Origin of the sequence: Crenobacter intestini (assembly GCF_004919095.1) — a bacterium.
In the GTDB taxonomy this organism is placed as follows: domain Bacteria; phylum Pseudomonadota; class Gammaproteobacteria; order Burkholderiales; family Chromobacteriaceae; genus Craterilacuibacter; species Craterilacuibacter intestini.
The window spans coordinates 1-24,975 of sequence record NZ_STGJ01000023.1 but is presented as its reverse complement, the minus strand read 5'-3'; the positions used below and the strand labels follow the sequence as shown (position 1 = coordinate 24,975).

Below are 24,975 nucleotides of genomic sequence, written 5' to 3'. Positions count from 1 at the left end.
TCGGCCATGGCGGCACGCAGCCTGTTCGGGACGATCGTCGACGAGTGGTGGGGGCGGCACAAGGAGCACGTTGACCGCGCCGCGGTCGAGCGGGCGATGCAGGAGAACGGCGAGCTGACGCCGGCCTTCGTGTTCCTGGTGTTCGTCTCCTGCGCGATCGCGACGCTGGGGCTGCTGCTCGACTCGGCCGCGGTGGTGATCGGCGCGATGCTGATCGCTCCCCTGATGGGGCCGATCAACCTCTTGGGCTACGCGATCGCCAAGACCGACCCGGTCAGCGGGCGGCGCGCCGCCCTGGCGCTTTCCTTCGGCGTCGCGGCGGCGCTGGTGACCAGCTACAGCATCGTCACCATCTCGCCGTTCATCCCGCCGACCGCGCAGATCCTCGCGCGCACCAACCCCAACTTCTTCGACCTGTTGGTCGCGGTGTTCTCCGGGCTGGTCGCCGGCTTCTCCATCATCCGCGCGCAAGGCGGCACCTTCGCCGGCGTCGCGATCGCCACCGCGCTGATGCCGCCGCTGGCCACCAGCGGCTACGGCTGGGCCAACGCCTCGTGGGAGATCTTCTCCGGCGCCTTCCTGCTGTTCCTGACCAATATGCTGGCGATCGCCTTCTCGGTCGCCGGCGTGTCGCTGTGGTACGGCTTCGGCAAGTGGCCGCGCGCCGCCGACTTCGCGTGGCGCGGCGCGGCAGGCGCGCTGGTGCTCGCGCTGTTGTCCATCCCGCTGGTGCGCACGCTGGACAGCTCGGTCAACCAGGCGATCCTGTCGCGCCAGGTGCAGGACATCGTCAGCAACACGCTGCCGGCCGGCACCCGCATCCAGCAGCTGACGGTGCAGCAGACGCCGGGGGAGACCGCGCCGCGCATCCAGCTGGTCGTGCTGACCCGCCACTACGACGAGGCGTTGCCGAAAAGGCTGGAAGCGGTGCTGGACGCGCGCTTCGGCCGCGCGACGGACCTGTCGCTCGACCAGCTGGTCGCCAACACCGACACCGCGCGCAGCGACCGCCAGCTCACCCAGCAGGTCGCAACCTTGCTGCGCAGCCAGGCGCAAGGCAGCAGCGTGCGCGCCGGCGTCGACGCATTGTTGCCGGCTCGGGTGTCCGGGCTGATCCAGGACGAGGCCGCGCGCACGCTGACCGTCTACCTGCTGCCGGACGCGGCGCCGGCCCTGCCCGCGCTGCAGGAAGCCGAGCGGCAGCTTGCGGCCAAATTCACCGGCTACCGTGTCCACGTGGTGCCGCCGGTGTCGGCGCTTCCGCCGCTCCTGTTCGACGCAGAGGCGGACACGTTGTCGGCCGACGCGTCGCGCGAGCTTGACGCCAGTATCTGGGCGCTGAAGCGCTGGGGCGTCGCCCGGGTGGTGGTCACCGCGCACGCGAGCCTGAACGAGGCCGGCCGCGGCACCCGCGCGCTCGCCGAGTCCCGCGCGCGCGCCGTCGCGGCGCGGCTGACTGCGCAGGACATCGTCGCCCAAAGCAATACCGCCTACCCGGTGACCGGGCAGGCGGCGCTGGAAAGAGAGGCTGGAGCGGTGGCGCTGCGTAGCGTCTACCTGACGCTGGGTCCGACCGCACCTTAAGCAATTGACATCGCCAGCATGTGCAAAAAAAATCCCCTGCGGGGTTACCGGCAGGGGCCAACACGAGGAAGAAACATCTTGCCGGCGCACCGGCCGGATGCTTCGAGGGGCTAACACCACAAAAACCAGAGGGTTTCTGTGCGGATGATACTTTAGCGCGAATGCTCTATTTCCTCAAGCGAACAGCATTACTTCGCTTCCGCACAACCCGGCCAGTGTCTTACCACTGGTAATCCTTGAACATCTCACGCAGCTTCAGCTTCTGCAGCTTGCCGGTCGCGGTGTGCGGCAACTCGTCGACGAAGGCGACGTCGTCCGGCGTCCACCACTTGGCGATCTTGCCTTCGAAGAAACCGATCAGCTCGTCGCGGGTCGCGCTCGCGCCTTCCTTGAGCACCACCACCATCAGCGGACGCTCGTCCCACTTCGGGTGGACGACGCCGATCGCGGCGGCTTCCTGCACGGCCGGGTGACCGACCATGATGTTTTCCAGTTCGATCGAGCTGATCCACTCGCCGCCGGACTTGATCACGTCCTTGGTGCGGTCGGTGATCTTCATGTAGCCGTCGGCGTCGATGTTCACCACGTCGCCGGTGTTGAACCAGCCGTCGGCGGTGTGGTTGTCGTCCAGCTCGCGGCCGAAGTACTGCGACAGCACCCACGGCCCCTTGACCTGCAGGTTGCCGAAGGCCTTGCCGTCGTGCGGCAGCGGCTGGCCTTCGTCGTCGACGATGCGGATCTGCACGCCGTAGATCGGACGGCCCTGCTTGCCCTGCAGATGGCGCAGCGTCGCAGTGTTGCAGCCGTTGTGCTTGAACTTCGGAGTGCTGGTAGTGCCGCACGGCGACAGCTCGGTCATGCCCCACAGCTGGCGCACTTCGGCACCGTGCTCGGCCAGTTGGTCGACCATCGACTCGGGCGCGGCCGAACCGCCGATGATCACGCGCTTGAGCGGGTGGATCTTCAGGTGGTTACGCTGGCAATGCTGCAGCAGCATCATCCAGATGGTCGGCACGCCGGCGGCCATGGTCACGCCCTCTTCCTCGATCAGCTCGTAGAGGTTGACGCCGTCCATCTTCGGCCCCGGCAACACCAGCTTGGCACCGTTCATGGTGCAGCTGTACGGCAGGCCCCAGCCGTTGACGTGGAACATCGGCACCACCGGCATCACCGCGCTTTGCGCCGAGATGTCGAGGCTGTCCGGCAAGGAGCTGGCGAACGCGTGCAGCACGGTCGAGCGGTGCGAGTACATCACGCCCTTGGGATTGCCGGTGGTGCCCGAGGTGTAGCACAGGCTGGACGCGGTGTTCTCGTCGAACTGCGGCCAGGCAAGCTGGTCGCTGTGGCTGTTGACCAGGTCTTCGTAGCAGATCAGGTTCGGGATGCTGGTTTCACGCGGCATGTTGGCGCGGTCGGTCATCAGCACGAAATGGCGGACGGTCTTCAGTTCGCCGACGATCTGTTCGACTTGCGGCAGGAAGGAGAGCTCGAAGAACAGCACCTGGTCTTCGGCATGGTTGATGATGTAGCTGATCTGCTCGGCGAACAGGCGCGGGTTGACGGTATGGCAGACGGAACCGGAACCGGAGACCGCGTAGTAGATCTCGTAGTGGCGGTAGCCGTTCCAGGCAAGCGTGCCTACGCGGTCGCCCATCGCCACCTGCAGGTCCTTCAGCGCGTTGGCAAGCTGGCGCGCGCGCTTGGCCGCGTCGCGGTAGGTGTAGCGGTGGATCGGGCCTTCGACCGTACGCGACACGATCTCGCTGTCGCCGTGGTAGTTCTCGGCGTGCGTGAGCAGGTCCGAAATCAGCAGAGGCATGTCCATCATCTGGCCGCGCAACATCATCTTGTTTTCCCCTTTGTGCATTCTGTTTGCTGCAGGGCAACAAGACTAATTTGAGCAGAGTGATTGCTCCAATCACTTTTTCTGATGACATCGTCAAAGTTTTACTAATAACCACGCACCACGGCGGGGCACCATGCACCACAACAGAGCACCCTGCGACCATATGTCGCGCCGCCATGCTATAGCGCTGGCTTATTATCGATGCCTTAACCCATCTTCCACTTGAACACCATGTTGCGTCCCCTGATTGCCTGTTCGCTCGCCCTCCTGCTGGCCGCCTGCCAACCCTCTGCGCCAGCCGCACTGCCCTTCAAGGGCAGCGACGTCAGCCAGGAGAAGATCGGCGGCGACTTCACCCTCACCCGCCACGACGGAACGTCCGTCTCGCTCGCCGACTACCGGGGCAAGGTGGTCGCGCTGTTCTTCGGCTACACCCACTGCCCGGACATCTGCCCGACGACGATGCTCGAATACGCGGGCGCGATGAAGACGCTGGGCAGCGACGCCGACGCGGTGCAGGTGCTATTCGTCTCGGTCGACCCCGGCCGCGACACGCCCGAGGTGCTCGCAGGCTACGTGCCGCACTTCGACCGCCGCTTCGCCGGGCTGACCGGCGACAAGACGGTGCTCGCCGACGTGGCCAAACATTACCGCGTGGTGTCGTCCGTGCAGCCGACCGAGGGCGGCGGCTATCTGGTCGACCACAGCGCCGGCTCCTACCTGCTCGATGCCACAGGCCGCGTGCGCGCGTACGAGCCTTACGGCACGCCGTCGGCCACACTGGCGCACGACATCCGCCTGCTACAGGCCGAGCAGCGCACCCAGTAAGCCGGGGTCGGACCTGCGACATTCTGCCGCATCTCCGAAAATGCAAAGGGCATTAAGATAGTGGCCAACCCCATCCACTAACTATACGGAGTCTTGATGCCCCGCCGTACCCTGGCTTTATTGCCGCTCACCCTTGCCATCTCCACCGCGTGGGCAGCCGACCCTGCCGCCGCCCTGCTCGACGAGATTGTCGTCACCGGCGCCCGCACCGTCAGCCCGCTCACCGTCACCGCCGACCCGCAGGCGCCCAGGCGCCCGGTCGCCGCCGCCGACGCGGCCGACTTCCTGAAGACCATCCCCGGCATGAGCAGCATCCGCAAGGGCGGCGCGTCATCCGACCCGCTGCTGCGCGGCCTGGGCGGCTCGCGCCTGGCGGTGCAGGCCGACGGCCACTTCCTGTACGGCGGCTGCGGCGGGCGGATGGACCCGCCGACCGCCTACATCGTCCCGAGCGCGTACGACCTGGTCGAGGTCATCAAGGGCCCGCAGTCGGTGAAATACGGCATGGGGCTGGTCAGCGGCGCCGTCAATTTCGAGCGCAAGACCGAACCGTTTGCCGAGGCCGGCACCCGGCTCAACCTGTCGGCGACCGGCGGCAGCTTCGACCGCAACGACGCGTGGCTCGACGCGACCGTCGGCAGCCAGTTGGGCTATTTGCGCGCGATCGGCACTCAGGCGCACGGCGGCGACTACAAGGACGGCAACGGGGAGAAGGTGCACTCGGCGTTCGACCGCCACAGCGCGACTGCGATCGCCGGCTTCACGCCGGACGCCGACACCACCATCGAGCTGTCCGCCGACCGCAGCCGCGGCGAGGCCGCGTACGCCGACCGTTCGATGGACGGCACCGTCTTCGACCGCGACGCGTGGGGCGTCAAGGCCGAACGGCGCAACCTTGCACCGTGGCTGACCGCGCTGCGCGCCGAATACGGCCACAGCTACGTCGACCATGTGATGGACAACTTCAGCCTGCGTCCGCAACCGGGCATGAAGATGCTGAGCAATCCCGACCGCACCACCGACAGCGCGCGCGTCGCCGCCGACCTCAAGCTCGCCAGTGCCGAACTGACCGTCGGCGCCGACTGGCTGCAGGACGACCATACCTTCCGCGGCGGCGTCGATTACGCCAGCAAGCCGCGCTCGCCCGACCAGAGTTTCGACAGCGTCGGCGTGTTCGCCGAGGGCCAACTGCCGCTGACCGCCAGCGAACAGCTGGTCGCCGGCCTGCGCCACGACCGCGTCGACGCGCGCTACGACGCAAGCAATACCGAGCAGCGCTACAACCTGAGTTCGGGCTTTATGCGGCTGGAAAGCCGGCAGGGTGCCTGGACGCCATATGTCGGACTCGGCGTCGCCCAGCGCGCACCGGATTACTGGGAACGCGCCAAGCAAGGCGGCGCCAGCCTGAAGAAGGAGGGCAATACCGAACTCGACTTCGGCACGCTGTACAAGAACGGCACGCTTGAGGCGTCCGTCTCCGGCTACCTGTCGCGCGTCGAAGACTTCATCCTGATCAGCTCGGCCCAGCCAGGCAGCTCGGTCGGAGGTAGCCAAGGCAGCGCCCGCAACGTCGACGCCCGCCGTGCCGGTTTCGAGGCAGACGCCAACTGGCGCTTCGCGCCGAACTGGCATCTGGGCGCCACGCTCGCCTACGCGTGGGGCGAGAACCGCACCGATAACAAGGCGCTCGCGCAGACGCCGCCGCTGGAAGGCCTGCTGACGCTGGGCTGGGAAAACGACAGGCTGGCGCTCGCCGCCCATCTGCGCGGCGTCGCCCGCCAAGGCCGGGTCGCGCCGGGACAGGGCAATATCGTCGGCACCGACCTGGGCGAGACCGGCGGCTTCGCAACGGTGGGCCTGAAGGCCGGCTACCGGCTGAACGACGCCATCCTGCTGTCGGCCGGCGTCGACAACCTGTTCGACCGCGCCTACGCCGAGCACCTGAGCAAATCAGGTGCAGAAATTACCGGCTACGACCGTACCTGGCAGGTGAACGAACCCGGCCGCACGCTGTGGCTGCAGGTGCAGGGGCGCTGGTAAGCCCGCCTAACGGCGGCGGCGCCAGAAAAAATAGAGCACCACCACCGCGGCGACGCCGATCATCGGCGCGCCGAACCAGCTCCATGCGCCCTCCGGCTGCGACCAGAACGCAGGCGCCGACGCCCCGACGTTGGCGCCTGCGATCACATGCGTGTTCTCGACCACGTCCGACGCCGCCGCGGCGAAAGCCTGAGCGGTCGTCAGCCAGGCGAGCATTCCCAGCAGACTATTGCGTGCCATCGTCTTCTCCCTTTGCAACGGTAGATAGCTTCAGCATATGTAGACGACAGCGCTCACGCCCGGCGCGCGCAAAAAAAAACGGCCCCGCGCACACGCAGGGCCCAGTACCTTGGATGCCTACAGCTTGCCGCAAGCGGCAGATGGGCGCCATGCGACCGATTGTCGCAGGCGCCTGACGATCCATCCCTTAAGCATCGCTTAAGCTGGCCACTCTACGCTCTAGTCATGACCCTGACGCGGAGTTCCGCATGAGCGCCCTACCCGTCTGCGCACCGAGCACGGCGAGCCGTCTGGCCCGCCGTAGCGACGTCCACTACCCGCTGCTGTCCGGCTTTGTCGCGGCGACCTTCGAGCGCCACTACGACGCCCGCCCCGACCACTTCCTGCCCTGGCTGATGGGCGAGTTCGACGGCGAGACGCCGCACGCAGTGTTGGGGTTGCGCGCGGCCGAGACCGGCGCGCTCTACCTCGAGCATTACCTGGCGCAGCCTGCCGAGCAGGTGCTCGCCGGCGCGCTCGGCCGCCCGGTCGCACGCCGCGAGCTCACCGAGATCGGCAACCTCGCCGCGCACGGCCGCCACGCGCAGGGGCTGATCCGCACGCTGGTCGCCACCCTCGCCGCCGCCGGCCGCCCCTACGTGATGTTCACCGCCAGCGCGCGGCTGAACCGCCTGCTCACCCACATGGGACTCTCCACCCGCCCCCTGCTGGCGGCCGACCCCGCGCGGCTGCCTGCCGACCAGCAGCACCGCTGGGGACGCTATTACGACGAGGCGCCGCAAGTGACGCTGGGGCTGATTGAGCCCTCGTACGCCCGGCTCGCCGGCAGCCACGCGAATGATGCCGACTGGCTCGCCCGCGCCCTTCAGGCGCAGGCCTTCGCCCGCCGCATCAAGGGAAGCACACGATGAACACGCCGCTATGGGACGCGCTCGCCGCCTCGCTCGCGCGAAACGCCAGCCGGGTGCTCATCGACGACGGCGTACGCGCGCTCACCGGCGAGGCACTCGCACAGGAAGTCGCCCGTGCGGCGGCGGCGCTGGCCGACTGCCGGGTAGTCGCGCTCGCCGCCGACAACGGCAGCGACTGGGCGGTTGCCGACCTCGCCGCGCTCGCCTGCGGTGCCACCTTGCTGCCCCTGCCGCTGTTCTTCAGCCCGGCGCAGCGCGCGCACGCGCTCCTTGATGCCGGCGCCGACGCGCTGTTGCGCCCCTGCCGGCCGGGTGAAGCGCCGCTGGCCGGCTGCCCGTCGCTGACGCTGGAGCGGCTCGCGCAGGCCACAACCGGCCGCTGCCCGGACGCCACCGCCAAGCTCACCTACACCTCGGGCACCACCGGGTCGCCCAAGGGGGTGTGCCTCGAACAGAGCCTGCTGCTTGCCACCGCCGAAGCGCTGGCGGACGCCACCGGCGGCGGCTCGCTCACCAGCCACCTGTGTCTGCTCCCCTTGTCGACCCTGCTCGAGAACGTCGCCGGCCTCTACCGCGCGCTGCTCATCGGCGCACGCTGCCGGCTGCCTGCGCTCGCCGAGGTGGGCCTGACCGGCAGCAGCGGCCTTAACCGCCAGCAACTGTGCGCGGCGCTGAGCCGGCACGCGCCCGCCAGTGTCATCAGCGTGCCGCAGATCCTCACCGAGCTGGTCGCCGCCACACAGCAAGGCTGGGCGCCGCCCGCGTCGCTCGGCTTTGTCGCCGTCGGCGGCGCGCGCGTCGCGCCGGCCTTGGTCGCGGCGGCCCGCGCGGCGGGCCTGCCGGTGTACGAGGGCTACGGCCTGAGCGAATGCGGCTCGGTGGTCTGCCTGAACACGCCCAACGCCGACCGCCCGGGCAGCGTCGGCTGCCCGCTGCCGCATGTGCGCACCCGGGTCGAGAACGGCGAGCTGGTGGTAGAGCTGCCCGCGCCGACCGGCTACCTGGGCGACGCGCCAAGCTTCAGCCGCCGCGTCGCCAGCGGCGACCTGGTGAGCGTCGACGCCGACGGCTTCGTCCACGTCGCCGGGCGGCGCAAGCATGTGCTGATCACCGCGTTCGGCCGCAACGTCTCGCCCGAGTGGGTCGAGAGCGAGCTGTGCGCCGACGGGCGCATCCGCCAGTGCGTGGTGCTCGGCGAGGGCGAGGCCACGCTCAGCGCGCTCGCGTTCGCGCCGGGTGCAAGCGACGAGGCGCTCGCCGGAACGCTCGCGCGCGCCAACGCGGCTCTGCCCGACTACGCGCGCGTCGCGCGCCTGATCCGCCTTGACGCGCCGCTGCTACCCGGCGGCGAATTCATGACCGAGAACGGCCGGCCGCGCCGCGCCCGCATCGCCGAACACTGGGCCACCGTGCCCAAGACCGTCCCCTGCCAAGGAGAACCAGGATGACCTTCCACCAGACACTGATGGCCGAGACCGCCGACGCGCGCGCGGCGATGCTCACCGCCCCGCTGATCGGCGACGCGCTCGCCGGCCGCCTCGACGTACCGACCTACGCGGCCTACCTCACGCAGGCCTTCCACCATGTGAAGCACACGGTGCCGCTGTTGATGCAGACCGGCGCGCGCCTGAGCGACGAGCAGGAGTGGCTGCGCGAGGCGATCGCCGAATATATCGAGGAAGAGACCGGCCACCACGAGTGGGTGCTGAACGACATCGCCGCCTGCGGCTACGACAAGGAAAAGGCGCGCCGCTCGCAGCCCAACCCTGCAACCGAGCTGATGGTCGCCTACGCGTGGGACCTGGTGAGCCGGGTCGACCCGGTCGGTTTCTTCGGCATGGTGCTGGTGCTCGAGGGCACCAGCGTCGGCGTCGCAAGCCAGGCTGCCGACGCGATCCAGCAGTCGACCGGCCTGCCCGACACCGCGTTCAGCTACCTGCGCTCGCACGGCGCGCTCGACATGGAACACATCGTTTTCTTCGAACGGCTGATGAACCGCATCGACCAGCCGGCCGACCAGGCGCGCATCGTCCACTCGGCGCGCATGTTCTACCGCCTGTTCGGCGATACGCTGCGCGCGGTCGACCCGGTACAGGCCGGCGCGCTGGAAAGGGAATTCGCATGAAGAACGCCCGCACCTTCGTCGTCACCGGCGCCTCCGGCGGCATCGGCGGCGCGATCGCCGAGGCGGTGGCCGCCCGCGGCCACCGCCTGGTTCTGGCTGGCCGCGACGGCACGCGCCTCGCCGCGCTCGCAAGCCGACTGCCCGCGTCGGCCGACCCGGTATGGGTCGCCAGCGACCTCGCCACCGCCGACGGCCGTGCCGCGCTGGTTACCGCCTGCACCGACGCGGGCGGCGCAGGCGGCCTTATCAACGCCGCCGGCGTCGGCTGTTTCGCCGCCTTCGAGCGGATGGACGACGACAGGATTGATGCTGTCGTCACCGCCAACCTGACTGCGACCATGCAGCTGACCCGTGCGCTGCTGCCGCAATTGCTCGCGTGCGGCAGCGCCGACCTCGTCAATATCGGCTCGACCTTCGGCAGCCTCGCCTTCCCCGGCCACGCGGCGTACTCGGCGAGCAAGTTCGGCCTCTACGGCTTCAGCGAGGCGCTGCGCCGCGAGTTCGCCGACCGCGGCCTCTGCGTGCACCATATCGCGCCTCGCGCGACCGACACCGCGCTCAACAGCGCTGCGGTCAACGCGCTGAACGACGCGATGGGCAACCACAGCGACACCCCGGCCGTGGTCGCGCAGGCGGTACTCGCCGCGCTGGACGCGGGGCGCGGCGGCCGGCATTTCCTTGGCTGGCCGGAGAAGCTGTTTGCCCGCCTGAACCTCGCCTGCCCGGCACTGGTCGACAAGGCGCTCGCCGGCAAGCTCGCGCTGATCCGCCGCCACCTGCCCTGAAACGCCGACGGCCGGCGTCTGGTGCCGGCCGCCTCGACCTTCCTGCTTTCTCCTCAGCCGCACACGATGCGCGCGGCAAGCCCGCCTTCCGGGCGGTTCTCAAGCAGCAGCTTGAGCCCGTGCAACTGGGCGACCCGCTCGACGATGGACAGCCCCAGCCCGCTGCCGGTCTCGGTCTGGCCGGCCGGCCGGAAGAAGCGCTCGCGGATGCGCGGCAACAGTTCGGGCGCGATGCCCGGCCCGTTGTCGAGCACGCTCACCGCGTCCGGCGCGAGGGTAAGCTCGACCTCGCCGCCGTGGTCCTGGCTGTAGCGCACCGCGTTGTCGGCGAGGTTGCGCAGCATCAGCGCGAGCAGCGTCTCGTCGCCCGCCAGCGGCAAGGCGTGCGCCGCGTCGCCGCTCACCGTGAAGCGCACGCCGCGCTCTGCGGCAAACGGCGCGGCGTCGGCCTGCACCTGCGCGGCCACCCGCGCCCAGTCGACGGTTTGCGTGTCGGCCGGGCCCGCCAACGGATCGAGCCGGGTCAGCGCGAGCAGCTGGTTGACGAGGCGCGTCGCACGGTCGATACCAGCGTCAAGTTGCGACAGCGCCCGCGCGCGATCGATGTCGGGCAGGGGCAGCGCGGCGACCTCGGCCTGCACCTTGAGCGCAGCCAGCGGCGTGCGCAATTCGTGCGCAGCGTCCGCCGTGAAGCGGCGCTCGCGGGTCAGCGTGTCGGCCATGCGCCCGGTCAGCGCGTTGATCGCGTCGAGCATGGGCTGCACTTCAGACGGCAGCGTCGCCTGCAAAGGTGTCGCGTCGTCCAGGTTGCGAGCGCGCAATTGGACGGCCAAGCGCTTGAGCGGCGAGAGGCGGCGGCTGAGTGTCAGCCAGACGGCCAGCAGCAACAGCGGTAGCGCGACCAGCCACGGCAATAGCTGCGCGGCGAGCACTTCGCTGGCCACTTCGTCGCGGAACTCGAGCGCCTGGCCGACCACCGCAGTGCGGTGGCCGTCAGGCAAGGCCAGGTAGAGCACGCGCCACGCCTCGCCATCCAGCCGGACATCGTAAAAGCCGTACTGACCGTCAGGCGGGGGCAGGCGGTGCTCGCCACCGTCGGCGAACAGTTGCTCGCCGCCCTCGCTCCACACCGAGAACGACAGCGCGTCGTCCTCCAGGCTGCCGCGCCGTGCCTTGGGCAAGGACTTGGGCAACAGCTCGCGCCCGCGCGGCAGACGCGCGCTGTCGTCGTCGAAGTCGTGCAGGTCGGCGGCGAGCAGTTGGCGGGCAAACTGCATCTGCTGGGTGTCAAACAGTTCGTCGATCTCGTGGCGCACCTGCCACCACGCGATGCCGGCGCTCAGGCCCCACAGCAGGGTGACTGCCAGCGCGACCGTCAGCATCACCTGTACGCGCAGGCTGCGCACCCGCCTCACGCCGGCTCTCCCAGCGTGTAGCCGACGCCGCGCACGGTGCGGATCAGCGCGCTTCCCAGCTTCTTGCGCAGGTGGTGCACGTGCACTTCGACCGTGTTGCTCTCGACGTCGCGGCTCCAGCCGTACAGTTTCTCCTCGATCAGCTCCTTGGTCAGCACCCGGCCCCGGCTCGCCATCAACAGCTCGAGCAGTTCAAACTCACGCGCGGTCAATTCGACTGCTTCCCCTGCGAGCGTCACCTTGCGCGCGACTGGGTCGAGGCAGACCTCGCCCGCGCTCATGGTCGGCGACGCCTGCCCGTGATGGCGGCGGATCAGCGCGCGCAGACGCGCGGCGACCTCGGCAAGCGCGAACGGCTTGGCCAGATAATCGTCGGCACCAGCGTCCAGGCCGCCCACCCGGTCGGCGAGCGCGTCGCGCGCGGTCAGCACCAGCACGGGTTCGCTGCGCCCGGCACGCCGCCAGGCGGCGAGCACATCAAGCCCGTCGGCGCCGGGCAAGCCCAAGTCGAGCACTACCGCGTCGTACGCCGCCGCCGACAGCGCCTGCTGGGCCTCTCGCCCGTCGCGGAACCAGTCCACGTTGAACCCCAGCGCCCTGAGGCCGATCTGCAGCCCGTCCCCGATCAGCGCGTCGTCTTCCGCCAGCAATATCCGCATCCGTTTTCCTCCCTGTCCTGTGACGAGCTTACCGCACGACACGCGAACCGCGCTTGCTTCAGGGCAAGACTCGCGGCAGCCATGCGCAACAGCCTGTTATTGGAACAGTTGTGGATTAAAAAGAGCTTAAGATAGGCAATGACGCACGGCCGCTACAACAGGCAGCGTCTCTTCAGACTGATCCTCCCTCGGCGGGCACAGCGAAAACCGGAGGAACAGACAAGCCCAGGCAACCCTGCCGTTTGGGGGGAAGGCAGGCGTTACCGGCCGGACAACGCTCAGTGTCCGATACTCTTGAACAACGCGCTCGCGACCAAGCGCAGGCTATCGAACATTTCCGCAATCTCGAACAGCAGGAAAAACCCGGCTGTGTAGAAAAACTGCGGGATTGCTCGCTCAATGGCGAGCAGCGGTTTGACCATGCGGCCTTGCGGATCCAGTTTGGCGTACAAGACAATGGACAACAAACCTACCAGTGCGCCGGCCAATAAATCAGACGGGTAGTGCATGCCGAAATAAAAACGGGGAAAACAGATAAACAGGATCGAATGAATAAACGCCCAAATGCCAAGCAACGGTGATACACGAAACAGGGTAGCCGCCAATGCAAATGCCAGTCCGGCGTGGTCGCTTGGAAAAGAACTCCACGTCCGCATCGCGCCGACCATGTCTGTGACAAAGTGAAGGTCAGGGTTGGTATAAGGGCGCGTCCGGAACGGCAAGGCCGTCGCCATGATGCGGGTCAGGAACAACGCGGCCAATCCGACCAGGATCCCCGCCAGTATCTTTCGGCGACCGGCCTCACCAGTCGCGCCGGCAAACCACACCCAGCAGATGGCCAAGACCATGGGCAGGAATTTGATGAGCAGGGCGTTCATCGCCCAAGCAAGAAAATGGTCGAACAGCGGGCTCCGATGCATATAGCCGTTGATGAAAACGACCATACGATCGTCCAGATCGGCAATTGAAGCCAACATCGCATTTGCCATGACTGCCCCCAGAGTAAATTATATTTATCGTTGACTGCGGAGTTCTACGAGCACTTGCCTGAATGTTATTACAACCGGCAGAGAGTACAAGGCAAGCGGCATGACTCAATCCTGCGCCGCCAAAAACCGACGAACGTTCAAAAGTTTGGGCGTTTTATGGCCATATGGAGCTGCCCATATGGCCGTTTTTCTCTTCCTTAGCAAGACTAAATCCGAGCAGAATCAATTTCTATACGCCGCAGGTGGCTTTCAGGCACTGCGCTCCGGACAAATACCCGACAACAACGCGAATAAAGACGGGATGGCCGGCGCGCGCCCGCTTTGCCGGCGCACGATGAAATGGCCGTCGCGGTCGGGGCGCTCGCTCACCCACGGCGTCGACGCCGCAGCTTGCTCAAGCAGCCAACTGCGGTCGTTGGCACCCGGTACGCTGCCCTTGCGCGCACAGCCGCAGGAGTGGACCCGCCCCTTGAGCACGTCGTCCTTGAACAACACGACACGCTGCCCGCAGCCGCAGTCGAACGCCCACAGGTGGCGGAACTGGCGGCCGGCCGGGTGGCGGGCGAGAAAGCCGACCGCAGTCAGCCGGCCAAACTGCATCCCCGCGATCGAACGCGCTTCTTTCATGGTGCATTCTCCTTGTCGGCGGCGCGCAGCCAGGCCAGCGCCCCGCCCAAGCGCAATACAGGTACCGCGACGTTGTCGGCGCGGGCGCGGTCGGCCGCGTCGGGTGCCGAACTTTGCACAGCGGCCACCACCGGCGCGCCGGCCACCTCCAGCAGCAGGGGCGAGCCGCTGTCGCCGCCCAGCGTGTCACAGCGGTGGGTCAGCCGGGCACTGCCTAGCAGCGCGCTGACCTTGCAGTCCAGATGGGCCTTCAGGTGCCCGCTGTCGTCTTCCGGGTAACCGGCCTGGCTAACGTGCCAGCCGGTGGCCCGCAGCGCCACACGCAGGGCGCGTGCGTCACCGCCGAACAGCGGCAGCGTCGCCGCAGCCGGCGCGATCGGCGCGCGCAGGCGCACCAGCGCGATATCGTAGGGCGCCGCCTCGGGCGAAATGGCAACGCCGCCGCCACGCGCCGGCGAGAGCCCGTCCATCAGGCGGCGGTCGACGAAGGCAAGCACAGGTTCGCCGAGCGCGGCTTGCGCCTCGCCGTGCTGGGCCAGCCGGAACGCGACGGCGGGGTCGAAGCGGCCGTGTTCGTCGATCAGGCAATGGCCGGCGCTCAACACGATGTCGGGCGCGATCAGCGTGCCGGTACACAGCTGGCCGGAGCGCGATTCGAGCTGGCCGATCGCCTGCCAGGGCCTGCGGTCCGGCACCACCGCCACCCGGTCGTCGTGGCCGAACAGCAGGCGGTTACCGGCAACAGCCGGCATGGCGGACAACAGGGCCGGCAACAGCCAGGCCAGACGCGACTTGGACATGGGCATTCATCAAAAAAGGGCGCTTGCGCGCCCCGGAAGAGAGAGAACTACCAGGAATTACTTGGCGGCGGAAGCGGCCTGCTTGGCAGCCGGCTTCTGCTCTTTTTTCTTGGTGGACTGGGCTTTCTGCTCGACAGCCTTGGCTTCGGTCTTGGCTTCAGCCTTCTTCACGACCTTCTTCTTGGTGGCCTGGGCTTTCTGCTCGACAGCCTTGCCTTCGGTCTTGGCTTCAGCCTTCTTCACGACCTTCTTCTTGGTTGCCTGGGCTTTCTGCACCACGGCCTTCTTCTCGACCTTGGCGGCCGACACTTTCTTCTGTTCGGCCGGCTTGGCGGCGGCAGCGGCCACGACCGGCTTGACGGCCGGAGCGGCAGCCGGAGCAGCCGGCTGCGAAGCGAAGGCGGAACCGGCGAAGGCGGAGGCAACGGCGAAGGCGATCAGTTTTTTCAGCATGGTCAATCCTTTATCTGCGGGTGGGGTGGCTGGAAACGACATCCGGTTTCCACGCCGAGCAGACTAGCCCCGACCGTACTATCCCGTCCGTTTCAAATTGTGATGCAATGTAACCAAATGTAATTGCCGCACCGCACAGCGGCCGTATGTAGCACAATCCGTCCGGCACCGGATCAGGAGTACCCATGTCTTGCAGGATCGTGTTCGTCGAGGATGACGCCGAACTTGGCGCGCTGATCGCCGACTTTCTCGCCCGCCACCAGATGGACGTCGTGCTCGAGCCGCGCGGCGACGCGGCGCTCGCGACCATCGCGCGCGAACAGCCGGACCTCGTGCTGCTGGACATCATGTTGCCGGGCAAGGACGGGCTGACGCTGTGCCGCGAGCTGCGCCCGGGCTTTGACGGGCCGGTCGTGATGCTGACTTCGCTCGACAGCGACCTCAACCAGATCCTCAGCTTCGAGATCGGTGCCGACGATTTCGTACTGAAGACCTCGCCGCCGACGGTGCTGCTCGCCCGCCTGCGCAGCCTGTTGCGCCGCAAGGGCACCGCCCCCCTGCCCATTCCCCCCTCGCCTCCCGCACGGCGGACACTGCTCGTCTTCGGCGCGCTCGTCGTCGACGAAGGCCGGCGCGAGGTCGAGCTAGCGGGGCAGCCTCTCGCGTTGTCGACCTCGGAATTCGACCTGTTATGGCTGATGGCGAGCCACGCCGGGCAGGTGCTCAGCCGCGACACGCTGATGCAGGCGATGCGCGGCGTCAGCTACGACGGACTGGACCGCAGCGTCGACGTCGCCGTCTCGCGGCTGCGCCGCAAGCTGGGCGACATGCCGCCGGCGCCGACCCGCATCAAGACGCTGCGCAACCAGGGCTATCTGTTCGTCGCCGAGGGCTGGTGATGCGCAAGCTCTTCGTCCAGTTCTACCTGCTGCTGGTCGGCTGCTTCCTGACCGTGGTGCTGCTGATCGGCTCGGTCTACGGCCGGGTGGTCGACTCGGCCAGCGACCGTTACCTGAGCGACCTGCTGACCGCGTCGCTGACACTGATCACCAGCGAGCTTGGCAACGTGCCGCCCGAGCGCTGGTCGGCGGAACTCGCGGCCGCCGGCCAGCGCCTGTCCTTCCCGCTGCGCATCGAGCCGGCCACCGCGTTTAACCTGAGCGAAGCCGACCGCGGCGAGCTTGCCGCCGGCAATATCGTGATGCTCGAGGACGAGTACCTGTTCCTGCAGCGCATGCCCGATCCGCGCTACCTGCTGGTGGCCGGCCCCCTGCGCTACCTGATCTTCCAGCACCAGATCCACTGGGTCGACTACGCGCTGATCCTCGTGATCGCGCTGTCGCTGGCCATCCCGGTGCTGTTGTGGATGTACCCGCTGGCGCGCGACCTCCGGGCCTTCGAACGTGCCGCGTTGCGCTTCGGGCAGGGCCGCCAGCAGGTACGCGTCGACTTGCCGCCGCGCTCCGGCATCCAGCGGCTGGGCGGCGCGTTCAACCTGATGGTCGAGCGGGTCAACCGGCAGATGGAGCAGCGCAAGGCGCTGACCGACGCGCTCGCGCACGAGTTGCGCTCGCCGGTGGCACGCCTGCGCTACCGGCTGGCGCTGGGCGCAGGCGGCGACGCGTCGGCCGCGTGGTCGGCGTCGATGGAGCGCGACCTCGACGAGATCGACGCCCTGCTCGAAGAGATGCTGCTGCACGCCAGGCTGGACAGCCCGCAGACGCCGCTCGCCCCGTCCGCCATCGATAGCGCAACATGGCTGGGCCGCCATCTGGAACGCGCCCGCGCGCTGGGCCCGACGCTTGACTGGCAGTGGCAAGCGACGGCGCAGACGCCGGCTGGTTTCACCGCCGACCCGCACCTGATGGGCCGCGCGCTGGACAACCTCCTAGCCAACGCGGCGCGCCACGCGAAAAACCGCGTGACGGTGGCGCTTGCCAAGGAGAACGGGTACTGGCGGTTGACCGTCGACGACGACGGCGCCGGTATCGCACCGGACGACCGCGAGCGGGTGTTCGAGCCCTTCGTGCGGCTGGACGCCAGCCGCGACCGCCGCACCGGCGGCCACGGGCTGGGGCTCGCGATCGTCGCCGGCATCGCACGTGCGCACTCGGGCTACGCGCGCGCGGAAGCCTCGCCCTCCGGGGGCGCGCGCTTCATCCTGGCCTGGCCGTGCGCGGCGATGCCGGCGCAGCCGCCAGGCACCGCCCAGGGCTAGTCCGGGTCGACGTGGGTCATCACGTTGAGCACCGGGTGCCCGGCCAACACCCGCGCGCGCGCGTTAAGCGCGATCGCGTGCCCCTCGCGCACGTTGAGGTCGCCATCCACTTCGAGGTGGACGTCGACCACGATCATGTCACCCATCTTGCGGGTGCGCAGGTCGTGCACGCCGGCGACGCCCGGCGTCGCGAGCAGCGTCTCGCGGATCTTCGCCTCGGCCTCGGCGTCGGCCGCGCGGTCCATCAGGTCGGACAGGGCATCCCACGCGAACTCGCCGCCGGTCTTCACGATCATCAGGCCGACCACCAGCGCCGCCGCCGGGTCGAGCAGCGGGTAGCCCAGCATATTGCCGGCGATACCCAGCGCGACCACCAGCGACGACAGCGCGTCCGAGCGCGCGTGCCAAGCGTTGGCAACCAGCATGGTCGAGCGCACGCGCTCGGCGATGCCGAGCATGTAGCGGAACAGCCCTTCCTTGCTGACGAGGGTGAACAGCGCGACGAATAGCGCGAGCGGGTGCACGCGGGGGATGGACCCCGGGTCGTTGAACTTGCCGGCAGCCGACACCAGCATGCCGACGCCAACCGCCAGCAGCAGCAGGCCGAGCACCAGCGAGGCGGCGTTCTCGTAGCGCTGGTGGCCGTAGGGGTGGTCTTCGTCCGGTCCCTTGCGGCTGTGGTGGCTGGCGATCAGCACGACAAAGTCGGCCAGCAGGTCGGACAGCGAGTGCAGGCCGTCGGCGATCAGCGCCTGCGAACGGGCAAAGATGCCGACCGCCACCTGCAGCACGGTCAGCACCAGGTTGACGGCGACGCTGACCAGCGTGCTCTTGCGCGCCGCGGCGTGGCGCTCGAGCGAGTCTTCGTGCTCGGTCGCGTGCAGGGCCGGCTCAGTCATGATGCGTTCCCGGATGACGGTGACGGAATTCCTTGACGCCGGTGACCATCGCACGCGGCAGGTTCACGCCTTCGACACGGCTCATCAAGAGCGCCGCGAGCACGTGCACACCAGCGAGCGCCAACAGGCCGTTCGCCAGCCATTCGTGCGTCTCCTCCAGCCACTCCTCGCCCCAGAACGCGTCGGTCCCCATCAGGTAGCCGCTGACGCCGAGCGCGAGCACACCGGCCATCAGCGCGAACATCATCAGGGCGCCGGCCGGGTTGTGCCCCGGGTACGGATCCGGCTCACCTGCGGCAAGCCGGTCCAGATGCGCGCGCAGGCGGCCGGGCGTCGGCCAGAAGCCGGCAAAGCGGGCGTAGCGGCTGCCGACAAAGCCCCACACGCAGCGCGCCACGATCAGCGCAAACGCGAGGTAACCGCTATAGCGGTGCGCACGCGCGCCGTCTTCGAGCACGAACAGGTTAAGGACAATGCATGTCACCAGTGTCCAGTGGAACAGCCTGACAAACGGGTCCCACACCGCGACGCGGCGGGGCAGCAGCGGGTCAGCCATGGTGTAGCCTCCTGCAAAAGAAAAGAGGCGCCAACGCGCCCCTTTACGGTCAAGACGCGGCGGATCAGTCGCCGATCTCGGACTTCACCGGCTTGCCGGAGACGGTGTCGAAATAGATCTCGGCCTTCTTGCCGTCTTTGGTCTTGCCATACATCTCGTAGCAGTTGCCGTCCACCTTGAACTTCTTGATCTGGTAACCGTCGGCTTCGAGTTTCTTCTTGAAGTCGGCTTCCTTGATCCACTTGTCTTTCGGGTGCGCCTCGCACTTGGCGCCGGCAAAGGCGGCGGTCGAGGCCAGGGAGGCCAGCAGGGCAAGCAGCAGGGTCTTCTTCATCGCACTTCTCCTTGAACGGGTCCGCGACGTTGCGGCACCCCCATATTTAAACCGCACAAGCTTAAGGGCTGATTAAGCGATCTGGATTTCTTGCCGGCGCCGTGCGGCGGCCGCAGCCCGCTGCAAACACCAGCCTTCATACGCGGCGAACACGGCGACGATCACGCACCACACCACGTAGGCGCTGAACAGGTTGTGCGACAAAAAGTGCGCGCCGCGCGCCATCTGCACCAGTCCCATCAGGCCGCCGGCCACCAACCCCGCCGCCAGCGCGAGCCGCGCGCGTACGGGGTGGCTGCCGCGCCAGTAGAAGTAGAGCGCCATCAGCGTGAAGCCGCCGGACGCGTGCCCGCCGGGAAAGCAGCGCCCGCTGCCGGCGAACAGCGGCACCGCGTCGAGCAGACGGAAGAACGCCGCATCGCCGCCAAAAGCGCTGAGTTCCCACGGGCAGGAGTGCGCGCTGGCGGCCTTAAGCATGGACACCGCGAGCGAAGCGAGCGCCATCGCCAGCACGGTGACGCCCAGCCTGGCGTCGCGCGTGCGCCACGCGCGGTACGCCAGGCACAGCGAGAAGACGACCACCGCGTCCCGCGCCACCTCGTGCCCCCAGAAGGAGAGCAGCGGCAGCGACTTCAGCGGGAAGGCGCCAAGCTCCGGCGAATAAAACAGCCGGGCCAGCATGAAGTCGACGTCGGTGTAATGCTCCAGCGCGAACAGGGCGGCACCCAGCGGCAGCAAGAACGCGAGCTGGCGCACAAGGAAACGGCGCAACTCAGCCACGGCGCCCTCCTTGCCGGCAACTTGCGCCGATATCGAGCGGCGCCTGGTAGAGCGAGGTCGACACCCCCATCAGCCCGAGCACCGAGTGGAACAGGTTGTCGTGCGATAACTGCTCGCCGGTCTTGCCCTGCAGGCAGGCGGTCGACACGCCGCTCGCCTGCTGGAAGCCCGGCGACAGCCACGCCAGCATCGGCACGTGCTTTTGCGCGTCCGGCGCCAAGGCGTACGGCGTGCCGTGCAGGTAGAGGTTGCCCTCGCCAAGCGACTCGCCGTGGTCGGATACGTAAACCAACGCGGTGTTCACGTCCTGCGCTGCGGCCAGTTGCCTGATCGCCTGTGCAAGGAAATGGTCGGTGTAGCGGATGGTGTTGTCGTACGCGTTGCCGATCGATGCCTCGTCGCATTTCTGCAGTTCGCTGGTGCGGCACACCGGCTGGAAGGTCTCGAACGCCGCCGGGTAGCGCTTGTAGTAGGCCGGGCCGTGACTGCCCTTCTGGTGCAGCACCAGCACGCCGTCGCCCTTGAAGGCCGACAGCCGCGCGGCCAGGCTCTCCAGCATCACCTCGTCGTAGCACTCGCCACTCTCACACCACCGGGCGTCCTGCCACTTCGAGCGGTCATCGACCGGCAGCCGCACGCACACGCCCTTGCAGCCTGAATTGTTGTTCACCCACTGCACGTCAAGCTTGGCGTGCTGCAGCACGTCGAGCAGGTTCTGTTGACTACGGGCCTGTGTCGCGTCGTACTCGTCGCGCCCCATGCCCGAGAACATGCAGGGCAGCGACACCGCAGTCTCGGTGCCGCACGACCACACGTTGCGGAAGTAGGCAAGGTCGCCCAGCTTGGCAAGCTCGGGGTTGGTCGGCCGCGCGTAGCCGCCGAGCGAGAAGCGGTCGGCGCGCGCGGTCTCACCGACGACCAGCACCAGCACGTTCTTCTTGCCGTTGGCCGTACCGGCCATGTGTTGCCGGGCGTCGAGGCCGATGGGCTCGATCACCGTCGGCGTCGCGAAATGCTGCTTGAGGTAGCTGCGCGTGCCCTGGATGAAGTTCAGCGGCACCAGCTCGAAACGCAGCTGGCGGTGGTTACGCATCAGCGACGAGAGATCCTGGTAACCCGCCAGCGCGACGCCGACCAGCACCACGGCACTGACAACGATCGCCAGCAGGCGCACGCCCAGCTCGCGCAGCGGCGAGCGGAACGCCACCGGCAGGCGGAACAGCAGAACAGCCGGCAGCACGCCAAGCAGCAGCAAGGCTGCCGCCATCTTGCCGGTCATGAGGTCGCGCACCTCGGCCGGGTCGGTCTGGAACACGTTCTGGATCATGTTGGCGTCGATCAGCACGCCGTACTGGCGCATGAAATACTGCGCGCCCGCCGCACCGACAAACAGCAGCGCGACAAGCGGCCGGAACAGCCACGGCCACAGCAAAAGCTGCAGCACCAGCGTGAAGAACGCGGTCACCAGCAGGAAGGCAAGCAGTAGCGTCTGCCAGGCGCCTGCCGGGTCGGCCGCGGTGATCTCGTGCATGCTCTGCCAGAACGGCAGGTTGAAGAAGACGACGAAGGTCAGCGCCAGCAGGGGCGCCAGGTATTCGGCACGCCACGGACGGGTCAGGGTTGCGGCAAACGGCTTGAACATGTTCGGGGCAGGAATAAATGACAAAGGGAAGCTAACAGCGCGAGCTTAACAGATGCTTAAGGAGACAAGTTTGGATAGCCAAGCAGAAATTGCCCAGGGCCTGTGCCGCTCAGTCGGCCCCCGCCACGGCCGGTACGCTCAGTGGCACACGGCGGCCGGGGCCGCACCCGCCGCGTCTATCATGGCGGCCGAGAGCAACTCATCGGCGATCACCACCCGGGTCGCGCCGGCACGGCGGAACATTTCGCCCCAGCGGGCGTTGTCGCCCATCACCGCGATCTGCAACCCGGCATTGAGGGTGTGCGACATCAGCGTGATCACCAGGTTGCGGCTGGGGTCGGCCGTGGTCACGTAGAGCTCGGCGGCGGTGGCGATGTTCGCCCTGTGCAGCACCGTGTCGTCGATGCCGGCGTCGCCGTGTATCACCATAAACCCCAGGCCCGCGGCGTCGCTCGCGTGCATGTCGTCCTTGTCGATCACGACCACTTGGCGGCCTGCCGCGCGCAGGTCCTGCGCCACCCGCCTGCCCAGCCCGACAAAGCCGATCACCACCGTGTGGCCGCTCAGTTGCTTGAGTTCGCGTTCCATCGCGCGGTTCTCCCGGTAGACCAGCACGGCGTCGCTCGACAGGATGCCGGTGAGCTGGTTGATGGCAAAAGCGCCGAACAGCATCGCGGCAAGCATCCCGAACAGCATGAAAACCCGCTGCTCGGGGTTGAAGCGGGTAAAGTCGCCCAGCGTGGTGACCAAGTTGACCGCGTTCCACAGGCCGGTGAAAAAACGCGCTGAAGGCGCCTCCCCGCTGCCTGCCAGCATGGCAAGCCCGGCGGCAAACACGACGATCATGCCGGCGAGCAGGCCCAAGAAAGCCAGGGCACGGTTGCGCCACTGCCGCAGGCGGGCACGCCCCAGACGGGAATCGATAATGCGGTAGATCGGCATGGCGTGGTCGGCCCCCTGCAGGAAACAGACCTGGCACACCGCGCGCCACGCACCACGCGCAGTACCGGGCCTTGCTGCGTCTCCCATCATAGGCAGGCGCTTCCCGGCCTGCTTTTGATAAGGCCGGCAAAAGGCGACGGCGAGGTCGGCGTGTTGGCAGCAAGCCTTGAGCACCATCTTCATAAAATCGTCACATTCCGGCGCTGCCGTGCACGCTATACTGCCGCCCTCGCGCCCACCCGCGGCGCCCTCCTTTGCACGCATCGCCATGAACGCAGCCAAACGCATCCGCAAATACGTCAGCGAAGGACGCGACCCCGAGCAGGTCGAGGTCCTGACCCGTCTCGCCCGCGCGCTCGAAGCCGGCGAACCCTTCGACATCCGCTCGCTGTACGACATCAATATGCGTTACTTCGACACAGCGATTGACCTGTTGAAGGACTGGCGCTTCGACCAGCACCTGAGCGCGCGCAACAAGCTGATCGCCCGCATCACCGAGGCTCAGGCCGCCGAAGAAGCCTGAAGCCGCGCGCACAGCGCGCGGGTGAATTCCGCCGACGTCGACTGCCCGCCCAGATCCGGCGTTCGCACGCCCGACGCGAGGGTGTCCGCGAGCGCGGCCTGTAAGCGCCGCGCCAGAGCAGGCTGCTGCCAGACACGGTCCAGCAGCAGCGCGACGCTTGACAGCGCCGCCTGCGGGTTGGCGATGCCTCGCCCGGCGATGTCGGGCGCCGAGCCGTGCACCGGCTCCGCGATCGCGCAGCCCTCACCCACGCTCAGCGACGGCGCGACGCCCAGCCCGCCGCCGAATGCGGCGGCCAGGTCCGACAGGATGTCGCCGTACAGGTTGGGCGCGACCAGCACGTCGAACGCGGCGGGGTTGGCCGCCAGCCGGTAGGCTGCGGTGTCGACCAGCACCTCCTCCACTTCCAGCCCGGCGTAGCCCGCGGCAACCTCGCGCACGCTGTCGCGGAACAGCCCGTCGCTCAGGGGCAGGATGTTCGCCTTGTGCACGATGGTCAGCTTGCGCCGCGGGCGCGACGCCGCCAGCGCGCACGCGACTTCGCCGACCCGCCGCGACGCCGCGCGGCTGATCCGCCTGAGCGCAGTGGCCACCTCGCCGTCGCTCGCCTCCTCGCCGATATACAGGTCTTCGGTGTTCTCGCGCACCACCACCAGGTCGACCGCGCGCGCGCTGCCCATCGGCGAAGTGGTCGGCCGGATGTTCGCGTAACACGCGAGCGAGCGCCTCAACTCGACAATCGGCGAGCGGTAGCCGGCCACCTTGTACGCGGGCGAGCCGGCCGCGCCGAACAGCACGGCGCCGCACTCGCGCGCGCGCTCAAGCGTCTCCTGTGGCAAGGCCACGCCCTGTTTTACAAAAGTCTGCCAGCCCGCCTCGGCGTGGTGCACCTCGAGCTGCGGCAGCAAGACCAGCAACGCCGCCAACGCCGCATCGACCACCTCCGGCCCGATGCCGTCCCCTCCGATCACGCACAGTTTCATCGCATCCCCCCGTTTTTTCAGGAAATGATTCTGGCATTGCATGGCCGGGCGCGGAAGCGGCATTTCCAAAACGGAAACATGTGGTTTTCCGGTAAGTATTTTTTTGATAGCGGATGAAGTTTTTTTGGAATGTTCGGACACGCTAATACGCGTACAAATATGCCCAAGCAATTCACACCGAATTACCAAAACGAGGGCATTCACCATGACCAAGATCGTCAACTCCTGGAACGATTTCGACCCGCTCAAGCACGTGATCGTCGGCCGCGCCGACCACAGCTGCGTGCCGCCGGAAGAACCGGCAACTTCCGAAAAGGTACCGATCGACAGCCCGATGCGCGGCATGTGGGGCCCCCGTCCGCTGGAAACCGTCGAGAAGGCCAACGCCCAGCTCGACAACCTGGCCCGCGTGCTCGAAGAGCGTGGCGTCAAGGTCGACCGCCCGAGCCCGCTGCAGTGGAACCAGCCTGTCATCACCCCGGACTTCCGCACCGGCTCGATGATGACCTGCATGCCGCCGCGCGACACCCTGCTCACCATCGGTAACGAGATCATCGAAGCGGCGATGTCCTTCCGCTGCCGCTACTGGGAATACCTGGCCTTCCGCCCGCTGCTCTCCCAGTACTTCAACGAAGACCCGGAATTCCTGTGGAGCCAGGCACCGCGTCCGCGCCTGTCCGACAAGTCGTACAAGCACAACTACTACGACGAGCGGATCTCCCTCGAAGAGCGCCTGGTGCGCACCGCCAACAAGGACTTCGTGACCACCGAAGAAGAAATCCTGTTCGACGCCGCC

Annotated in this window: 25 protein-coding genes and 1 pseudogene; 11 read left to right on the top strand and 15 right to left on the bottom strand. The window is 67.5% G+C overall.

Features of this window, described 5'->3' with window-relative positions; all coding sequences use genetic code 11:
- Positions 1-6 precede the first annotated feature (6 nt).
- Positions 7-1,584 (top strand): DUF389 domain-containing protein, encoded by a 1,578-nt coding sequence (locus E5K04_RS15360; protein WP_136555727.1) that lies wholly within the window; start codon positions 7-9, stop codon positions 1,582-1,584.
- A 220-nt stretch (positions 1,585-1,804) separates the two neighbouring features.
- Here the strand turns inward: E5K04_RS15360 and E5K04_RS15355 are convergent, their stop codons facing one another.
- Entirely contained in the window at positions 1,805-3,451 is a 1,647-nt protein-coding gene (locus E5K04_RS15355; protein ID WP_235844398.1) for a 3-(methylthio)propionyl-CoA ligase, read from the bottom strand.
- 210 nt (positions 3,452-3,661) lie between these two features.
- Here E5K04_RS15355 and E5K04_RS15350 point away from each other — a divergent pair, with 210 nt between their 5' ends.
- Positions 3,662-4,258: an SCO family protein gene (locus E5K04_RS15350; protein ID WP_136555725.1), complete on the top strand. Its 597-nt coding sequence runs from the start codon at positions 3,662-3,664 to the stop codon at positions 4,256-4,258.
- A 96-nt stretch (positions 4,259-4,354) separates the two neighbouring features.
- Entirely contained in the window at positions 4,355-6,298 is a 1,944-nt protein-coding gene (locus E5K04_RS15345) for a TonB-dependent copper receptor (protein WP_136555722.1), read from the top strand.
- Positions 6,299-6,304: 6 nt separating this feature from the next.
- Here the strand turns inward: E5K04_RS15345 and E5K04_RS15340 are convergent, their stop codons facing one another.
- Positions 6,305-6,538 (bottom strand): hypothetical protein, encoded by a 234-nt coding sequence (locus tag E5K04_RS15340; RefSeq protein ID WP_136555720.1) that lies wholly within the window; start codon positions 6,536-6,538, stop codon positions 6,305-6,307.
- A gap of 248 nt (positions 6,539-6,786) precedes the next feature.
- On the opposite strand from E5K04_RS15340, the gene E5K04_RS15335 reads away from it, so the two are divergent.
- Genes E5K04_RS15335 through E5K04_RS15320 form a run of 4 tightly spaced genes read left to right on the top strand, consistent with a single transcriptional unit; the run spans position 6,787 to position 10,359 of the window.
- Complete coding sequence (locus E5K04_RS15335) at positions 6,787-7,449, top strand: thermostable hemolysin (RefSeq protein ID WP_136555718.1); 663 nt, start codon at positions 6,787-6,789, stop codon at positions 7,447-7,449.
- Entirely contained in the window at positions 7,446-8,897 is a 1,452-nt protein-coding gene (locus E5K04_RS15330; protein ID WP_136555716.1) for an AMP-binding protein, read from the top strand. Before E5K04_RS15335 ends, E5K04_RS15330 begins: the two co-directional genes overlap by 4 nt.
- The gene (locus E5K04_RS15325) at positions 8,894-9,574 is read left to right on the top strand and encodes a TenA family transcriptional regulator (protein WP_136555714.1); all 681 of its coding nucleotides are present in this window, start codon (positions 8,894-8,896) and stop codon (positions 9,572-9,574) included. The genes E5K04_RS15330 and E5K04_RS15325 overlap by 4 nt, the downstream gene beginning before the upstream one ends.
- Positions 9,571-10,359: an SDR family oxidoreductase gene (locus E5K04_RS15320; protein WP_136555712.1), complete on the top strand. Its 789-nt coding sequence runs from the start codon at positions 9,571-9,573 to the stop codon at positions 10,357-10,359. The genes E5K04_RS15325 and E5K04_RS15320 overlap by 4 nt, the downstream gene beginning before the upstream one ends.
- 53 nt (positions 10,360-10,412) lie before the next feature.
- Here E5K04_RS15320 and E5K04_RS15315 read toward each other — a convergent pair whose 3' ends face one another.
- The 6 genes from E5K04_RS15315 to E5K04_RS15290 form a co-directional block, all read right to left on the bottom strand.
- A complete protein-coding gene (locus E5K04_RS15315; RefSeq protein ID WP_235844397.1) occupies positions 10,413-11,774 on the bottom strand; it encodes an ATP-binding protein in 1,362 nt (453 codons plus the stop codon).
- Complete coding sequence (locus tag E5K04_RS15310) at positions 11,771-12,433, bottom strand: winged helix-turn-helix domain-containing protein (protein ID WP_136555710.1); 663 nt, start codon at positions 12,431-12,433, stop codon at positions 11,771-11,773. Before E5K04_RS15310 ends, E5K04_RS15315 begins: the two co-directional genes overlap by 4 nt.
- 278 nt (positions 12,434-12,711) lie before the next feature.
- The gene (locus E5K04_RS15305; protein WP_136555708.1) at positions 12,712-13,422 is read right to left on the bottom strand and encodes a phosphatase PAP2 family protein; all 711 of its coding nucleotides are present in this window, start codon (positions 13,420-13,422) and stop codon (positions 12,712-12,714) included.
- Positions 13,423-13,671: 249 nt separating this feature from the next.
- Entirely contained in the window at positions 13,672-14,049 is a 378-nt protein-coding gene (locus E5K04_RS15300; protein WP_136555706.1) for a hypothetical protein, read from the bottom strand.
- Positions 14,046-14,849 (bottom strand): trypsin-like serine peptidase, encoded by an 804-nt coding sequence (locus E5K04_RS15295; RefSeq protein ID WP_168929252.1) that lies wholly within the window; start codon positions 14,847-14,849, stop codon positions 14,046-14,048. Before E5K04_RS15295 ends, E5K04_RS15300 begins: the two co-directional genes overlap by 4 nt.
- A gap of 57 nt (positions 14,850-14,906) precedes the next feature.
- The gene (locus E5K04_RS15290) at positions 14,907-15,302 is read right to left on the bottom strand and encodes a hypothetical protein (protein ID WP_205700391.1); all 396 of its coding nucleotides are present in this window, start codon (positions 15,300-15,302) and stop codon (positions 14,907-14,909) included.
- A gap of 185 nt (positions 15,303-15,487) precedes the next feature.
- Between E5K04_RS15290 and rstA the strand changes: the two genes are divergently transcribed.
- Both rstA and rstB read left to right on the top strand, forming a co-directional pair.
- Complete coding sequence (gene rstA / locus E5K04_RS15285; protein WP_136555702.1) at positions 15,488-16,201, top strand: two-component system response regulator RstA; 714 nt, start codon at positions 15,488-15,490, stop codon at positions 16,199-16,201.
- Positions 16,201-17,520, top strand: a complete 1,320-nt coding sequence (rstB, locus tag E5K04_RS15280; protein WP_136555700.1) for a two-component system sensor histidine kinase RstB — start codon at positions 16,201-16,203, stop codon at positions 17,518-17,520. The genes rstA and rstB overlap by 1 nt, the downstream gene beginning before the upstream one ends.
- On the opposite strand, the gene E5K04_RS15275 is transcribed toward rstB, so the two are convergent.
- The 6 genes from E5K04_RS15275 to E5K04_RS15250 form a co-directional block, all read right to left on the bottom strand.
- On the bottom strand, positions 17,517-18,419 hold the full coding sequence (locus E5K04_RS15275) for a cation diffusion facilitator family transporter (RefSeq protein WP_136555698.1): 903 nt from the start codon (positions 18,417-18,419) through the stop codon (positions 17,517-17,519). The genes rstB and E5K04_RS15275 overlap by 4 nt on opposite strands.
- Positions 18,412-18,975 carry a cytochrome b/b6 domain-containing protein gene (locus E5K04_RS15270; RefSeq protein ID WP_136555695.1) on the bottom strand — a complete coding sequence of 188 codons (564 nt, stop codon included), beginning with the start codon at positions 18,973-18,975 and terminating at the stop codon, positions 18,412-18,414. Before E5K04_RS15270 ends, E5K04_RS15275 begins: the two co-directional genes overlap by 8 nt.
- A 64-nt stretch (positions 18,976-19,039) precedes the next feature.
- Positions 19,040-19,309, bottom strand: coding sequence for a PepSY domain-containing protein (locus tag E5K04_RS15265; RefSeq protein WP_136555693.1), 270 nt, complete (start codon positions 19,307-19,309; stop codon positions 19,040-19,042).
- A 72-nt stretch (positions 19,310-19,381) separates the two neighbouring features.
- Entirely contained in the window at positions 19,382-20,089 is a 708-nt protein-coding gene (locus tag E5K04_RS15260; protein WP_136555691.1) for a phosphatase PAP2 family protein, read from the bottom strand.
- Positions 20,082-21,731 carry a phosphoethanolamine transferase gene (locus E5K04_RS15255; protein WP_136555689.1) on the bottom strand — a complete coding sequence of 550 codons (1,650 nt, stop codon included), beginning with the start codon at positions 21,729-21,731 and terminating at the stop codon, positions 20,082-20,084. The genes E5K04_RS15260 and E5K04_RS15255 overlap by 8 nt, the downstream gene beginning before the upstream one ends.
- A gap of 138 nt (positions 21,732-21,869) precedes the next feature.
- On the bottom strand, positions 21,870-22,763 hold the full coding sequence (locus E5K04_RS15250; RefSeq protein ID WP_168929251.1) for a potassium channel family protein: 894 nt from the start codon (positions 22,761-22,763) through the stop codon (positions 21,870-21,872).
- A gap of 178 nt (positions 22,764-22,941) precedes the next feature.
- Between E5K04_RS15250 and E5K04_RS16690 the strand changes: the two genes are divergently transcribed.
- Positions 22,942-23,196, top strand: coding sequence for a hypothetical protein (locus tag E5K04_RS16690; protein WP_168929250.1), 255 nt, complete (start codon positions 22,942-22,944; stop codon positions 23,194-23,196).
- On the opposite strand, the gene E5K04_RS15245 is transcribed toward E5K04_RS16690, so the two are convergent.
- The gene (locus tag E5K04_RS15245) at positions 23,175-24,179 is read right to left on the bottom strand and encodes an isocitrate/isopropylmalate dehydrogenase family protein (RefSeq protein WP_136555684.1); all 1,005 of its coding nucleotides are present in this window, start codon (positions 24,177-24,179) and stop codon (positions 23,175-23,177) included. The two genes, E5K04_RS16690 and E5K04_RS15245, sit on opposite strands and share 22 nt — an antisense overlap.
- A 205-nt stretch (positions 24,180-24,384) precedes the next feature.
- On the opposite strand from E5K04_RS15245, the pseudogene E5K04_RS15240 reads away from it, so the two are divergent.
- Positions 24,385-24,975 (top strand): annotated as a pseudogene (locus tag E5K04_RS15240) (serine/threonine protein kinase); the annotation flags it as partial.

Bases quoted from the DNA above. Each gene is read 5' to 3' on its own strand.
- E5K04_RS15360 (WP_136555727.1), top strand. From the start codon at position 7: ATGGCGGCACGCAGCCTGTTCGGGACGATCGTCGACGAGTGGTGGGGG.
- E5K04_RS15355 (WP_235844398.1), bottom strand. From the start codon at position 3,451: ATGCACAAAGGGGAAAACAAGATGATGTTGCGCGGCCAGATGATGGAC.
- E5K04_RS15350 (WP_136555725.1), top strand. From the start codon at position 3,662: ATGTTGCGTCCCCTGATTGCCTGTTCGCTCGCCCTCCTGCTGGCCGCC.
- E5K04_RS15345 (WP_136555722.1), top strand. From the start codon at position 4,355: ATGCCCCGCCGTACCCTGGCTTTATTGCCGCTCACCCTTGCCATCTCC.
- E5K04_RS15340 (WP_136555720.1), bottom strand. From the start codon at position 6,538: ATGGCACGCAATAGTCTGCTGGGAATGCTCGCCTGGCTGACGACCGCT.
- E5K04_RS15335 (WP_136555718.1), top strand. From the start codon at position 6,787: ATGAGCGCCCTACCCGTCTGCGCACCGAGCACGGCGAGCCGTCTGGCC.
- E5K04_RS15330 (WP_136555716.1), top strand. From the start codon at position 7,446: ATGAACACGCCGCTATGGGACGCGCTCGCCGCCTCGCTCGCGCGAAAC.
- E5K04_RS15325 (WP_136555714.1), top strand. From the start codon at position 8,894: ATGACCTTCCACCAGACACTGATGGCCGAGACCGCCGACGCGCGCGCG.
- E5K04_RS15320 (WP_136555712.1), top strand. From the start codon at position 9,571: ATGAAGAACGCCCGCACCTTCGTCGTCACCGGCGCCTCCGGCGGCATC.
- E5K04_RS15310 (WP_136555710.1), bottom strand. From the start codon at position 12,433: ATGCGGATATTGCTGGCGGAAGACGACGCGCTGATCGGGGACGGGCTG.
- E5K04_RS15305 (WP_136555708.1), bottom strand. From the start codon at position 13,422: ATGGCAAATGCGATGTTGGCTTCAATTGCCGATCTGGACGATCGTATG.
- E5K04_RS15300 (WP_136555706.1), bottom strand. From the start codon at position 14,049: ATGAAAGAAGCGCGTTCGATCGCGGGGATGCAGTTTGGCCGGCTGACT.
- E5K04_RS15295 (WP_168929252.1), bottom strand. From the start codon at position 14,849: ATGTCCAAGTCGCGTCTGGCCTGGCTGTTGCCGGCCCTGTTGTCCGCC.
- E5K04_RS15290 (WP_205700391.1), bottom strand. From the start codon at position 15,302: ATGCTGAAAAAACTGATCGCCTTCGCCGTTGCCTCCGCCTTCGCCGGT.
- rstA (WP_136555702.1), top strand. From the start codon at position 15,488: ATGTCTTGCAGGATCGTGTTCGTCGAGGATGACGCCGAACTTGGCGCG.
- rstB (WP_136555700.1), top strand. From the start codon at position 16,201: ATGCGCAAGCTCTTCGTCCAGTTCTACCTGCTGCTGGTCGGCTGCTTC.
- E5K04_RS15275 (WP_136555698.1), bottom strand. From the start codon at position 18,419: ATGACTGAGCCGGCCCTGCACGCGACCGAGCACGAAGACTCGCTCGAG.
- E5K04_RS15270 (WP_136555695.1), bottom strand. From the start codon at position 18,975: ATGGCTGACCCGCTGCTGCCCCGCCGCGTCGCGGTGTGGGACCCGTTT.
- E5K04_RS15265 (WP_136555693.1), bottom strand. From the start codon at position 19,309: ATGAAGAAGACCCTGCTGCTTGCCCTGCTGGCCTCCCTGGCCTCGACC.
- E5K04_RS15255 (WP_136555689.1), bottom strand. From the start codon at position 21,731: ATGTTCAAGCCGTTTGCCGCAACCCTGACCCGTCCGTGGCGTGCCGAA.
- E5K04_RS15250 (WP_168929251.1), bottom strand. From the start codon at position 22,763: ATGATGGGAGACGCAGCAAGGCCCGGTACTGCGCGTGGTGCGTGGCGC.
- E5K04_RS16690 (WP_168929250.1), top strand. From the start codon at position 22,942: ATGAACGCAGCCAAACGCATCCGCAAATACGTCAGCGAAGGACGCGAC.
- E5K04_RS15245 (WP_136555684.1), bottom strand. From the start codon at position 24,179: ATGAAACTGTGCGTGATCGGAGGGGACGGCATCGGGCCGGAGGTGGTC.